Source organism: Anaerococcus kampingae (assembly GCF_046365475.1).
GTDB classification, from domain to species: Bacteria; Bacillota; Clostridia; order Tissierellales; family Peptoniphilaceae; genus Anaerococcus; species Anaerococcus kampingae.
In genome coordinates this window covers 1-12912 of the sequence record NZ_JBGMEF010000038.1, presented here as the reverse complement: position 1 = coordinate 12912, position 12912 = coordinate 1, and the positions used below count along the sequence as shown (strand labels likewise).

The window sequence follows — 12912 nt, the reverse complement described above, 5'->3', positions numbered from 1 at the left end:
GTGGGAGGAGGTGATGTTATGCATTTTTTCATTGAGTTCATAATTGCTGTCGCAGCAGAGATAACTGGTTACTATCTATGCAAGTGGCTTGATAGCAAAAATAACGATGATAACTAGAGCACAAAAAGAGACGAGCTAGCGACTCGTCTCTTTTAGTATGCCATGCATATCATTGAGTTCATGGTTAGTACCATTATACCTAAAATACCAAATATTTCAATATTTAGATAGTTCTAGATTATCTAAAAAAGAACAAGCCACAGCTCGTCCTTTTTTCGTTCACAATGGAACTAATATCCCTTTGGTTAGTATTATTATACCCAAAACACTGAATATTTCAATATCCATGATAATTCTGGGTTGAATAAATTACTTATTCTAATTCTTCGCCATTGAAGGCATCTATGAAGTCGTCCTTGGCTCTGTTGGCTTTTTCTTTAGCCCTATCTACACCGCCTTTGACATTGTCGATTCCTTCTTTGACTTCTTTTTTATTTTTCTTTAATAGATAGGCTCCTGCCCCTATTAGGAAGGCTCCCTTTGCTATTCTTGAAATAATATTTGGTTTATCTTTGTAGTTGCTTTCTTTAAACATTTTAGATCCTCTTTTCTTTTTATCATCTTTTAAAGCGTCGGTAATCTTATCTGCCGCCGCTATAGCTGCAAGTTTCTTAAATAATCCCATAAGATACTTCCTTTCTAAGATAATACTTATCTTAAATATTTTATACCCACTTTTTCCTAATCTCTAACAAGTGGCATAGACATACATCTTGGACCACCCCTACCGACTGTAAGGGTTGAAGAATCTAGCTTTATAACCTCTATATCATTTAATTCTAGCATCCTATTTGTTACATTATTTCTCTTATAGACTATGACCTTGCCTGGAGCGATGGCTAGGGTGTTTGACCCGTCTGTCCACTGTTCACGAAGGGCTGCTATTGGGTCTCCTCCCCCACATGGCAAGAGATTAATCTTATCAAGACCAAGGGCATCCTTAAGTAGGTCATCTAGGCTCTTATCCATCTGCTCGCTTACAAGTTCTCCATTTTTTGATGTAAAGCTTACTGCATGGAAGCTTGAGATAATTCCAGGATGGTAGGTAAAGGTATCAAAATCTATCTGGGTGAAGACCGTATCAAGGTGCATGTAGGCCCTCTCATTTGGAATATTTACAGCAAGAACTTGCTTAACTTCGTTATTTTCATCAAAAATTAGATTTCTAGCAAGCTTTTCTATAGCGTCGATTTCAGTTCTCTGGCTAATACCAACCATGACTAGGTTTTCGTTGATATTTAGTATATCACCACCTTCTATGTGCTTATCTTCATGTCTGCCATAATAGTCTTTGATATCCTTATATTCTGGGTGGTATTTGAAGATATAATCAGCATAGATAGTCTCACGAGACCTGGTTACAGAATACATGGCATTTATTGAAACACCATTTGCTATTGATGAAAAAGGGTCTCTGGTGAAGTATAAGTTTGGCATAGGATTGATAGCTGTATATCTTTCATGGCTTACAACCCTATCTCTAAGATGGTTAAAGGAATCAATTTCTGCAAGGCTAATGCCTGCCATAGTTTTTTCTACAAACTCTTTATTATCCTTAATACTTTCTAAAAGATTCTTAGATTCCTTAAAAATATCAGCATTGACAATGCCTGCCTCATCTAAATATTCTTTTAAAAACTTCTCCCTAAGGCCATCATTTGCACTAAGAGTTTCAGCCATAAGGTCTTCAAGATAAACAACTTCCACCATATTATCCCTAAAAATCTTTGCAAAATCATCATGCTCTTCCTGGGCCTTTTCTAGATCAGGAATATCATCAAATAAAAGCTCATCTAGTAGGTTAGGGGTAAGGTTTAAAAGCTCATCTCCAGGTCTGTGTAGCATAACCTTCTTAAGGGTCTTGATCTCGTTATTTACATTAATTATTGCCATATCTCCTCCAAAATATTTTTTAAAAAAGGGACTATTGTAGACAAAACTACAAAAGTCCCTATTATCAACCGGTATAAGCCGATATCTTTAATTTTCTTAAGCTTATTATATCACGATTTTTCATTTTCGGCTAATATTGTTATATTTTTATCAATTAGTACTAAAAAAAGACCAGCTAAGTGCTGGTCCCAAAGTCAGGCTGCGAATACCCAACCTTAAATATAAGTCTGCTAGACTTCTTGTTATTATTATATATGTTTTTTCAAAACTCTCAATAAAGTGAGATTCTCGAAATCATTCTTGCTATCGCAGTGAATAGTTAGCCCTCCGGCGCAATGAGGACTGGTCACTATATTTGCAAATGGCTAGATAAAGCTAGCCCGTCTGGCTCCTGGAAGACCCTCCACGGAGTGGTCAAGCGAAGCTTGATTTTATAGATGATAATTAGCCTAGAAATAAAAAGACGAGCGTGAGGGCTCGTCTTTTTATGGTCAAACCATGCTATGATTTTCGAAATCATGGTTAGTAGTATTATACTTATACATATTAATATTTCAACAACGTCATTTATACATAAACTACTAATATTATATAAATCTAAAAAAGACCAGCTGGCCGCTGGTCTCTTGTTTTATTATTGGAAATCTGCTTCGAATTGACCTTTGAATGCTTCCATTTCTGCTTTTACGTCAGCATCTGGGTTTGATAGGATTTCTTCTAATTTTGTTGCTATGTCGTTGTAGGCTTGTTGGCTGCCTGGTACAAGTGGTCTTGAGAATAATTTCTCACTTGCTGGTGCTAGGATTGGAGCTATTTTTGACTCTGAATTTTTGTATTCATCGCTTTCTACAGCGCTCTTTCTAGCTGGCATGTAACCTGTTGCTAGACCAAATTTAATTTGTGCTTCTTTGCTTGCTAGGTATTTTATAAATTTGAATGCTGCGTCTTTTTCTTCATCGCTTGCACCTTCAAACATATATACATTTGTACCTTGTTGTACAGCTTTATCAGATGGATATGGCATTACATCGTAGGTGAATTTATCTTCTACACCTTCTTTTACATATACTTCACCAGCATTTGATCCAATATAGCCTGCTAGTTGTTCATTGGCAAATGGACCTGATAGGTATTGGTCTGTTCCTGCTATTCTGAAGTAGCCTTCTTTGATACCATCTAGGTAATAATTAACCGCTTCGATTGACTCAGGACTTGTTACATCTAAGTCTGGACCAAAGTCTATGCCTTTGTTTTTAAGGTAGGTTACGTAGAAGTTTGATAGAGAGTCCCAACCGAAAGCTGGAATGCCTTTTTCTTCTTTGATTTTCTTTGCTACTTCTTTTAGCTCTTCAAAGTTTGTTGGGTTTTCTAGTTTTAGTTCGTCAAAGATATCTTTGTTGTACCAAAGAACTTCTGTTGATTTGTTAAATGGTAGTCCTATGATTTTGCCATCTTGTTCGATTTCGTTTCTTACGCCTTCAAAGATGTCATCATAATCTTCAATTCCTCCTTCGCCTTTTACCCTATCTGTTAGGTCAGCTACCATGCCTGCATCGCTAAATTGTAGCATCCAGTCAGGATAAGCTTGAGTTATAGTTGGAAGGTCTTTAGGTGATTGCATTGTTGCAACTAGGATTTGGTTAAGATCACCATATCCACCTTGGTGTTGAAGTGTTACTTTTATATCTGGGTTTTCTTTTTCAAAGTCAGCTACGATTGCTTCTAGAGCTTCACCTTGACCGCCACCCATTGCATGCCAGAATTTGATTTCTGTTTGGCCTTCTTTGGCTGGTTCTGTTTTTTCTTCTTTAGAATCTTCTGCTTTTTTAGATTCTTCTACCTTAGTCTCTTCTTTAGGAGCCTCGTTTGATGTAGATCCACATGCTGAAAATACTCCTAGACTTAAGACTAGCGCTGCTAATAATGATAATTTCTTTTTCATTTTTACCCCTTATTTCTCCTTTTTAAAGGTGCTTCTCGGCTAATTATTTAGCTACGTTCTTACAATAAATATATACCCCTCTAGGGATTTTTTTCAAGATTAACCTTTTATACCTCCAAATGATACTCCTCTTAGGATTTGCTTCCTGAAGATAAAGTAAAGTATTAGGATTGGTAAGATTGTAATGGTTGATGCTGCCATTTGTAGGTGGATTAATTGACCTGCTTCTGTGGCAAATGATGATAGACCATTTGATATTAGCCTCATCTTTGTTGTGTTTGTTACAAGGATTGGCCATAAGAATGAGTTCCAACCTGTGATGAAGTTAAGCAGGCCTATGGTAAATAGGTTTTGCTTACACATCGGTATCATAACCCTTCTTATAAATTCAAAGTCGCTTGCCCCATCTACCTTGGCTGCATTATAAAATTCCATTGGGACAGATTTTAAAAATTCTTTTAGGTAGAATATATAAAATACTGATGCCAAAAATGGGATTATTAGTGCTGTGTAGGTATCTAATAGACCTAGCTTGGCTATGGTTGAATAATTGGTGAAAATTATTATTTCAAAAGGAACCATTAATAAGGCTAGCATGAAATTTTGTAAGACTGTTTTCCCCTTAAAGTTTAGGAAATTTAGGGCAAAAGCTGCAAGTACTGTTGTAATTAGAGTTCCCATAGTATTTATTAGGGATACAAATACTGTATTTACAAAATATCTTGCGAATGGGGCTGCCTTCATGGCCTCTACATAGTTTGCAAATTGTGGGGCCTTTGGTAAAAGCTTAGGCGGAATCTGTGTTACCTCTCCAAAACTCATTAATGATGATGATATCATGTACAAAAATGGGAAGAGGGTTACAGCTGCCATTATTATTATAAATATGAATGATAAAACTTTTAATACTTTTCTCATTTTAACCTACCTTGATATCATCTTTATTATTTTTCTTTGAGCAAAGGTTAGGACTAATAGGAAGAGAAAGAGTAGGACTGCTGCAGCCATGGCCTGGCCGTACCTATATTCTACATAAAACTTCCTATAAATATAAAATACTGCTGTTATCAGCCTATTTCCCACACCTGCCTTGCCATTAAAGAGGGCAAAAATCTGGTTATAAACCTTAAAGGCTGAAATAAAACTTGTCAAAAACAAAAATGTGATTATGCTTGTAAGCTGTGGGAGGGTTATCTTTTTAAATTGCTCCCAGCCGCTTGCCCCGAAGGTGTCGGCTATCTTATAATAAGACTCATCTATTCCCCTAAGGCCTGATAAGATTACGATTATATTAAAGGCGAGGGCATTCCACACACCAAATATAATGGCTGCTAGCATGTTGTAGTCAGGATTGTTTAAAAAATCAATTGGACCTATACCCACAAAGGATAGCATGTGGTTGATAAAACCATATTTGCCATTAAATAAATACCTAAATACGATACCTACAGCGATTACACTTGTTAGGTAAGGTATAAAAAATATTGTCTCAAAAAACTTATCTCCCTTAATTTTCTCATTTAGGATTAGGGCTATAAACATGGAAATGATTATAGACAAAGGCACGACTGTGACCGAATAAATCAAAGTATTTTTCATAGCCAGCCTAAATAATTTGTCATTTAGGACAATAGGGAAATTTTGAAAGCCAACATAGGTTGGATTCATGATGTTATTGTTGTGAACACTCATGTAGAAGGTTCTAATAAGTGGATATACGTTAAATACCAGTATAAAGAATAAGGCAGGAAGCAAATATAACCAAGCCTTGTTGGTCCTTTCTGCCCTGTAGGAGGACTTTTTCTTCATTAGTAGACTCTCTTTCCATCTTCTTCAAATATATAGATTGCCTTATGATCAATTGAAACTCTAATCTTTTCCCCATCTTTTATATCAAGGGCTGAATCGACAACCATCCTTGATGCCTGGCCTAGGATATTAAAATGCAAGATCATATAACGACCTATCATTTCCCTAGTTTCTACTTCTATTTCTAGATCCCCATTTGGATCAAGCTTGAAATGTTCAGGCCTGATTCCTACTAGGTAGGTATCCTTATCAAGACTTGCCTTTTTTCTATCTTCGATAAGCTTTGATTTATCTAAGAATAGATTGTCCCTGCTTATAGAATCTTTTGTATTATCAAGCTCGTAAATATTTATTATAGGATTGCCAATAAATTTAGCTACAAAGAGATTTGCAGGCTCTAGATATAGATTTTGTGGCTTATCAAATTGTTGGATGACACCCTTATCCATTAGGGCTATGTAGTCACTAATTGATAGGGCTTCTTCTTGGTCGTGGGTTACAAATACTGTGGTAACACCTACAGACTTTACTATATTTCTAATCTCTTCTCTGATAGATAGCCTTAGCCTTGCATCAAGATTACTTAAAGGCTCATCTAGAAGTAGGGTCTTAGGATTTTTAACTAAAGCTCTAGCTATAGCCACCCTTTGTTGCTGACCACCAGATATTTGGCTAGGCTTCTTATCCTTTATATCTGTAATATAGGTAAGGTCCATATATTTTTGGGCTCTTTTAATAGCTTCTTCCTTTTTAATCTTATGCTCTCCTACAGTTAGGGGAAAGATTATATTTTCAAGGACTGTCATATGCGGATATAGGGCATAATTTTGAAATACCATTCCTATATCACGATCTTTTGGGTGAAGATTTACAATCGAATCATTATCAAATAGGATATCTCCCTCAGTTGGGTCAAGTATACCAGCTATAATATTTAGGATTGTAGACTTACCACAACCAGAAGGACCAAGAAGGGTCACAAGGGCTCCTTCTTCTATATCAAGATTGACAGATTTTAAGGCTTCATAGCCATTTTCATAAACTTTTCTTAAATTTTTGATATTAATCATTTAATCCTCTTTCATACCAATGGGAATTTTAGTAATAGATACAACATCACAACCATCAAAATTATACCGATCAGGGTAAAAGCATCGATTTGCTTTTTTAAAGCCATGATGACTAGGGATATTGATAATAAAAATAACAATAAATATAATTGCACAAACAAATCACTAGCCGGGCTTATAATCGATATAAATAGGGCTATTGCGGCAAGTAAAGCTGTCACAATGCTGACATAGGCATATACCCTTTTGCCATCTATTATGAAGTTAATTAAGCTAATTACAGCTGTCACCGCAAAGATTGGCATAAAGATATTTTTTAAAAATATAATTATCATTTAAACCTCTCTATTTTAATTATAACATATCTTTTAAATTTTTTTACAAAAATAAGGGCCTAAAGCTAAAAGAATATTTTTTATATTTGCCTTATGAATTATAAAATCTTCTATGAGCCAGTAAGGAGACGCCTTATAGCCTATTTAAGATTTATTCTTTTGCTTAGTACCCTTCTTTGTTATTTATTTTTTAATGAGTAGGTCACTTCTTATATAACCTGTTTTGCCATTTACTGTTACCCTTGTCCAGCCTTCTGTTTCGCCTAGGTTTAGGATCTCATCATTTGGTCCTACTTCAGCTACTATGGATGAGTTTTCTGATGGAGCAAGCCTCATATTTACACTGTCTTTTACCATCACTTCTACCCCTTCTTCTAGGTCTCTGCCAAGGTCTTTTTCTTCTTCTACCTCTTTTTGCAAATCAGCTTCTTCTTGCTTTTTATCTTCTGTATTTGCTTCTTCTGCTACTTGGCCTTCTTCTCCTTGGGGATGTCTTAATGATACATAAGAATCATTTTGGCAAGAAGCTAAGAAAATTACAAGACCTAAGATCAAAAGTGTTTTGATTTTTTTCATTAATTGCCTCCAAATAAGTCGTCTAGTTCATCGCTTTGGTATTCATAATCTGTAACTACCACGCCAAGGATTTTAGCCCCTGTGCTTTCTAGTTGGTCAACAGATTCTTCAAGGAGATAGGTTCTTGTTGCTTCTTCATTGGTTAGGATTACTGTCTTATCAGCTAGGCCACAAAATACATTTGCCTCTGCTATGTCAATATTTTCCTTTGTGTTTACAAAGATATAGTCGTATTTTACCATAGCTTCATCAAAAAAACTTTTGATTGCTGATGGTTCTAGATACATATCTTCATAATCAGCTACCCTACCTGTCATAAGAAGGTGGAGATTATCATTTTCCTTTACCAAAACTTCATCAAGGGAATAATCCCCTAGCAGGCAATCTACAAAGCCCCTCTTGTTATAGTAGCCCTTCATCTCCTCAAGCTCATCAGCCCTGAGATTGGCATCTATTACTAGGATTCTTTCGTTTTCTTCTGCTAAGTGGCCGCCCATTACTAAGATTGTATTTATCTTATTTGTCTTATCATCTGTCGCAGTGAAGGCTACTATAGCATCTGCTGGATCAAGCTTGCTTGTTAGCTTATCTTCTAGATTGTAGAAGGCTTGGAGAAGTATCTCTCTTCTCTCGTCTACTTTTTTTCTTCTAAACATCTAAATCTCCAATCTTATACTTAGGAAGCTTGCCTAGAATTTCTAGCTTGCTTGAAGCCTTGCTTGCTTCTTCTTTTAGAGGTGAAGCAAAAACTATTTCTTCTCCCTCATCTTCCTGCTCATCTACCGCTTCTTTGGCCAAGTCTATAGCATTTCTGTCGATTTTTCTAGTTTCACCAAAGTCTTCTTCTCTATCTTCTATCTTCTCGATAGGTTGGGTGAAGGTTTCTTCCTTAATATCTTCCTTGATTTCTTCTTGTTTTTTGATTTCTTTTTTGTTTTTTTCTACTTGCTTTTTAACTTTTTTTTCTTTTTGCTTGTAGTCTTTCTTTTCTTGTTTTTTAAGCTTGTTATTATATCTTTTAACTGATACAAAAGATCCTAATAGGTAAAGTAAGAATCCTAGGCCACCAGCAATACCTGCATAAGTTAGGCTATTGTCAATAGCCTTGGCATTTTCATAAGAATACTCCATTACATTTGCACCAGTATTGTAAATATTATTAATAACTGTTGCAGAAAGGTCTGCATATTCATCTGCCAAATCTTCTGCCCTAAGCTTGTTTGTGTCTGTGACTGATATGTCAACGACTGCAGAATTATCAAGAGCCTTTATCTTCATCTTGCTATCTAATTTTGATAGGGACCAATCTATCTTTAGATTATCCAAGGTCCTTTGTTTAATAGCATTAGAATTGATTACATTTGCAAAGTCATTTGCAGAATTTGCCTCATCTAAATTTTCTACTGAACTTGTCACAAGCTTTGTACTTGCCCTGTATTCCTTAAAGCCTGCAAAATTCAGACCAAAGTAAACAAGCATGGCCACAATTATTCCGGCTATAATTGATGACAAGGTAGCTTGAAACATCGATTTTTTATTTTCCATCTTCTCCTCCATATTGACTAGCACCTTCAAGCATGAGCTTGCGTGCTGCACTTTTTTCTACTTTTCTTAACATCTCAGGATGCCTTATTAAAAATTGTTCTATATAAAGCCTATAGGCCTTTGGAAATAAGGCCCTGGCAAGCTTTCCCTTATCTAGGAAAAACTTCTCATTAAAACCCTCAAACCAGGTCGACTCATCGTTGTAGACTCTTGCTATAAGGTCGGTATTAGTCCTTGCCTTTAGGCCGCTTCTTATGCAATCAAGGATAAATATTGAGTCTTCCCCCGAACCATTTTCTGTTCCTGCCCCAAAATTGGTATTGAGGTAGATATTTTTCCTAGCCACAGCCCTCCTATCAAAGGCAAAGTGGACAGAACCATAGGTCAGGCAATTATAAAAGCCAAGCTTCTTATTTTCCTTAACCTTTATAATCTCTCGACCATCCTGATAAATTATTGTCTTAAATACGAAAAAATCAACATCCGGATAGGAAATAAATCCATCCTTGACCCTGGCTAGGTAGCCTTCTTCAAAGACCTCATCATCATCGGCAAATATTACTATATCAGCATCTGAATTAAGTAGGCCTAGGTTTCTGCTTCTGGCAAGGCCCCTAGTATCTGTCGATATCATCCTCACCTTAAAATCATCTGTAACAATTTCTTCGTAGCCGTTGTGATCAGTCTGATTAATGATTAGGGCGTCACTTTCCAGATTAAACTTCTTATAAAAATCAATACTCTCCACATTCATAGCAGAGATTAATACTTCAACATTCATTATTTTCTAGTAGTCTCCGCCTTTTCCCAAGTTGGCTTAGAATAGCCTCTTAGCTCCCTATAAGCCCCTATTATTTGGGCAAGCATCATGGCACAATAATATCTTGGGAAGTAGAATATCTTGCTCTTTGCTCCTGATAATTGGCCAATTATTGCTAGGGCGTAAAAACCTATTTGCATCAAGAAAAATGACCCGTAGAATACTCCCTCTCCTAGTAGGAAGAAGTTAGTAACCAATAAAACTATATGAAAAAAGGCCTGCAAATATCTTAGGGTCTTGTGGTTGAAGGTAAAAAATGAAAACCATCCATATTCAAATATATTTAGCCTCTTGAGGTTGGTAAATATATTGGTAAGGATCCTTCTTTGCATCCTGACCTTTCTTTTAAATTCATCTGCTGTAGTCTGACCGGCCTTCTCAAAGGCCACAGCCTTTGGATTATAAAGGGCTCTCTTGTGATTTAGGGCTGCATATAAAGGAAGCTCATAGTCGTGGCTATTGACTAGGTCAATGTGCCTGTAGTCCTTTTTCCTTACAGCATAGATTGCCCCGTTGCCGTTGGTTATGGTCTTGATATTTGATTCGATTTTTCTCATCTTAAGCTCAAAATTCCAATAGGTATTTTCAGCTACAACAGATGAAATCTCATCATCTTCGTGATAGATCAAAGAGCCACACACATATTCTATATCGTCGTCTACAAAATAAGACACAAGCTCACTTATGGCATTTGACTTAAACATAGAATTGGCATCAGAAAAGACAATAATCTCGCCCTTAGCCACTTCCACCGCCTCGTTTTGGGCATTGGTCTTGCCAAGATGGTTTTTGACAGTGTTTATCCTGATATCATAGTCAGGATTATTTCTAATAAATTCTTCACAAATTTCAACTGTCCTATCTGTAGAAGAGTCATTTGCAATAATAACTTCATATGTTGGGTAGTCAGTTTGAATTATGTTTTCAAGCTTTTTTTCTATGACATCCTCTTCGTTGTAGGCAGAAATAATAACCGACACGCTAGGTTTGATAGAATAATCTTGGTCGTTTTTTCTTTTGATAAGCTTATCCAAAATCAAAAGAGTAAGAGGATAGCCTATCATCGCATAAAATAAGGCAACTCCTGCTAAGTAAAATAAAATTTTCATACACTTCTCCTATTATCTAATTATATTATAAAGGACCATACTATTTCAAGGAGAAGGGCCTTTTTTATTAGCATTTTGCTCAAATTTCTTATAAATAAAAAAACCTGCTAAAAAGCAGGCTAACTTAAAAAGTCAAAAACTCTAATTTTTTCAAATTAGGCATGCATAGGCACACCTGCATTCATCCTTAACTAATAAGGCTTAGATATATTATACTATTTTACACAAATCGCTTCATAAACGAAAAAATCTATTGCTTCTTTGGGAAATAAAAGGATAATATCTTAATAAAATAAGAAAGGAGTCATTATGAATATAAAATTAGACATCTTACAAAGCCTAGGCCTTGCAATCATCGCCCTTATCCTAGGCATGGGTCTAAAGAAGAAGTTTTCCTTCCTTAGGACCTTTTTCATCCCAGCCCCTGTAATAGGCGGCCTTCTTATAAGCCTTGTGGTTTTTATCCTAGGCCAAGCTGGACTTGCCTATTTTGAATTTGATAAAATCCTCCAAGACTTCTTTATGAATATATTTTTCACAGCCATCGGCCTTTCAGCATCCTTTGCCATGCTCAAAAGGTCTGGATCTCTTGGACTAAGGCTAGCACTAGCTATAATCATCCTTTTGCCCCTCCAAAATATAATCGGAGTCGCCCTTGCCAAAATCCTTGCCATAAATCCCCTCCACGGCATAGCCATGGGCTCTACATCCATGACAGGCGGAATAGGTTCAGCCATAAGCTTTGGCAAAATCATGGAAGATTTGGGAGCAAATGGGTCTACTTCAATAGGTGTTGCTGCTGCAACCTTCGGCCTGCTTGCTGGATCTCTTGTGGGTGGCCCTACAGCCAAAAGACTGATAAATAAATACACCCTAAAGACAAAGGGATCTCAGTCAGGTCTTGATAATAAGAAAATATCTGCCCTTATCAACCAAGAATCCCTCACCCAAGCCATAATCATAATCGGCCTTGCCGCACTTTTAGGGACATTTATCAATAAAATCCTAGCCCTAACCGGCCTCAACTTCCCATATTATGTGGGCTGCCAATTTGGAGGACTAATCGTAAGAAATATCTACGATGGCCTAAAAAAACCGATAAATATGACAAATATAGACACTGTGGGCAATATTTCCTTAAGCCTATTTTTATCCCTAGCCCTAATCAACCTCAACCTGAAAGCCATAATGAGCCTAGCTGGTCCTATGGTCATAATAATGATAGCCCAAGCTATCTTCATCAGCCTATACACAAGCCTAGTCACCTTCAACATCCTAGGCAGGGACTATGATGCAGCAGTCATGGTAGCTGGTCACTGCGGTGTAGGCCTTGGCCAAACCCCAAATGCCATGGCCAATATGGAAGCTATAATCGAAGAAAAGGGCCCAGCCGATGTGGCCATGTTTATCTTTCCAATAGTATTAGCTATTGCTGTTAACCTCACCAATCCTATAGTAATCACTTTCTTTATAAATACCTTCTCATAAAAAAACTGGCCCCTAGAGGTCAGTTTTTTCTCGCTTCGCTGCGAACCACTCTGCCTCTGCACCAGACCTTCCTCAATCTTCTTTCAGAAGATTGGGATAGGGCTTCGCGTGGGGCTCCTCAGCTACGGCATCAAGCCTACCAACCATTTGCTTCACAAATGGGGTTAGGCATAGATACGCGCCGGAGGGGCTTTCGAGCTTCGCTCGACCATTCCATGGAGGCCGCTCAGCTACTGCATTGGTATGGATACAATAAATAGTACAA

At 36.9% G+C, this 12912-nt stretch carries 13 protein-coding genes; 1 reads left to right on the top strand and 12 read right to left on the bottom strand.

The genetic code is table 11. The features are described 5' to 3' along the window. Window positions 1–373: 373 nt before the first annotated feature. The 12 genes from ACCQ42_RS08735 to ACCQ42_RS08680 form a co-directional block, all read right to left on the bottom strand. Window positions 374–685, bottom strand: coding sequence for a hypothetical protein (locus ACCQ42_RS08735; RefSeq protein WP_296126199.1), 312 nt, complete (start codon window positions 683–685; stop codon window positions 374–376). Between the two features lie 56 nt (window positions 686–741). Continuing rightward, entirely contained in the window at window positions 742–1953 is a 1212-nt protein-coding gene (locus ACCQ42_RS08730) for an arginine deiminase (protein WP_106460964.1), read from the bottom strand. Between the two features lie 634 nt (window positions 1954–2587). After that, on the bottom strand, window positions 2588–3895 hold the full coding sequence (locus tag ACCQ42_RS08725) for an ABC transporter substrate-binding protein (RefSeq protein WP_410035951.1): 1308 nt from the start codon (window positions 3893–3895) through the stop codon (window positions 2588–2590). Window positions 3896–3994: 99 nt separating this feature from the next. Beyond that, window positions 3995–4813, bottom strand: coding sequence for a carbohydrate ABC transporter permease (locus tag ACCQ42_RS08720; protein ID WP_106460966.1), 819 nt, complete (start codon window positions 4811–4813; stop codon window positions 3995–3997). Window positions 4814–4819: 6 nt separating this feature from the next. After that, entirely contained in the window at window positions 4820–5704 is an 885-nt protein-coding gene (locus ACCQ42_RS08715) for a carbohydrate ABC transporter permease (protein WP_410035950.1), read from the bottom strand. Further along, window positions 5704–6774 (bottom strand): ABC transporter ATP-binding protein, encoded by a 1071-nt coding sequence (locus ACCQ42_RS08710; RefSeq protein ID WP_106460968.1) that lies wholly within the window; start codon window positions 6772–6774, stop codon window positions 5704–5706. The genes ACCQ42_RS08715 and ACCQ42_RS08710 overlap by 1 nt, the downstream gene beginning before the upstream one ends. A gap of 11 nt (window positions 6775–6785) precedes the next feature. Then, window positions 6786–7109: a hypothetical protein gene (locus ACCQ42_RS08705; RefSeq protein ID WP_234025845.1), complete on the bottom strand. Its 324-nt coding sequence runs from the start codon at window positions 7107–7109 to the stop codon at window positions 6786–6788. A 183-nt stretch (window positions 7110–7292) separates the two neighbouring features. Beyond that, window positions 7293–7685, bottom strand: coding sequence for an SH3 domain-containing protein (locus tag ACCQ42_RS08700; RefSeq protein WP_410035949.1), 393 nt, complete (start codon window positions 7683–7685; stop codon window positions 7293–7295). Beyond that, window positions 7685–8341, bottom strand: coding sequence for a P-loop NTPase family protein (locus tag ACCQ42_RS08695; RefSeq protein WP_410035948.1), 657 nt, complete (start codon window positions 8339–8341; stop codon window positions 7685–7687). Before ACCQ42_RS08695 ends, ACCQ42_RS08700 begins: the two co-directional genes overlap by 1 nt. Next, complete coding sequence (locus tag ACCQ42_RS08690; protein ID WP_265238086.1) at window positions 8334–9230, bottom strand: YveK family protein; 897 nt, start codon at window positions 9228–9230, stop codon at window positions 8334–8336. Before ACCQ42_RS08690 ends, ACCQ42_RS08695 begins: the two co-directional genes overlap by 8 nt. Next, window positions 9220–10011: a glycosyltransferase gene (locus ACCQ42_RS08685; RefSeq protein WP_311532313.1), complete on the bottom strand. Its 792-nt coding sequence runs from the start codon at window positions 10009–10011 to the stop codon at window positions 9220–9222. Before ACCQ42_RS08685 ends, ACCQ42_RS08690 begins: the two co-directional genes overlap by 11 nt. Further along, the gene (locus tag ACCQ42_RS08680; RefSeq protein WP_410035947.1) at window positions 10011–11159 is read right to left on the bottom strand and encodes a glycosyltransferase; all 1149 of its coding nucleotides are present in this window, start codon (window positions 11157–11159) and stop codon (window positions 10011–10013) included. The genes ACCQ42_RS08685 and ACCQ42_RS08680 overlap by 1 nt, the downstream gene beginning before the upstream one ends. A 309-nt stretch (window positions 11160–11468) precedes the next feature. On the opposite strand from ACCQ42_RS08680, the gene gltS reads away from it, so the two are divergent. Next, window positions 11469–12647, top strand: coding sequence for a sodium/glutamate symporter (gene gltS, locus ACCQ42_RS08675; protein WP_410035946.1), 1179 nt, complete (start codon window positions 11469–11471; stop codon window positions 12645–12647). Window positions 12648–12912 lie beyond the last annotated feature (265 nt).

Coding starts and splice junctions, on each gene's coding strand:
- ACCQ42_RS08735 (WP_296126199.1), bottom strand. CDS start 685: ATGGGATTATTTAAGAAACTTGCAGCTATAGCGGCGGCAGATAAGATT.
- ACCQ42_RS08730 (WP_106460964.1), bottom strand. CDS start 1,953: ATGGCAATAATTAATGTAAATAACGAGATCAAGACCCTTAAGAAGGTT.
- ACCQ42_RS08725 (WP_410035951.1), bottom strand. CDS start 3,895: ATGAAAAAGAAATTATCATTATTAGCAGCGCTAGTCTTAAGTCTAGGA.
- ACCQ42_RS08720 (WP_106460966.1), bottom strand. CDS start 4,813: ATGAGAAAAGTATTAAAAGTTTTATCATTCATATTTATAATAATAATG.
- ACCQ42_RS08715 (WP_410035950.1), bottom strand. CDS start 5,704: ATGAAGAAAAAGTCCTCCTACAGGGCAGAAAGGACCAACAAGGCTTGG.
- ACCQ42_RS08710 (WP_106460968.1), bottom strand. CDS start 6,774: ATGATTAATATCAAAAATTTAAGAAAAGTTTATGAAAATGGCTATGAA.
- ACCQ42_RS08705 (WP_234025845.1), bottom strand. CDS start 7,109: ATGATAATTATATTTTTAAAAAATATCTTTATGCCAATCTTTGCGGTG.
- ACCQ42_RS08700 (WP_410035949.1), bottom strand. CDS start 7,685: ATGAAAAAAATCAAAACACTTTTGATCTTAGGTCTTGTAATTTTCTTA.
- ACCQ42_RS08695 (WP_410035948.1), bottom strand. CDS start 8,341: ATGTTTAGAAGAAAAAAAGTAGACGAGAGAAGAGAGATACTTCTCCAA.
- ACCQ42_RS08690 (WP_265238086.1), bottom strand. CDS start 9,230: ATGGAAAATAAAAAATCGATGTTTCAAGCTACCTTGTCATCAATTATA.
- ACCQ42_RS08685 (WP_311532313.1), bottom strand. CDS start 10,011: ATGAATGTTGAAGTATTAATCTCTGCTATGAATGTGGAGAGTATTGAT.
- ACCQ42_RS08680 (WP_410035947.1), bottom strand. CDS start 11,159: ATGAAAATTTTATTTTACTTAGCAGGAGTTGCCTTATTTTATGCGATG.
- gltS (WP_410035946.1), top strand. CDS start 11,469: ATGAATATAAAATTAGACATCTTACAAAGCCTAGGCCTTGCAATCATC.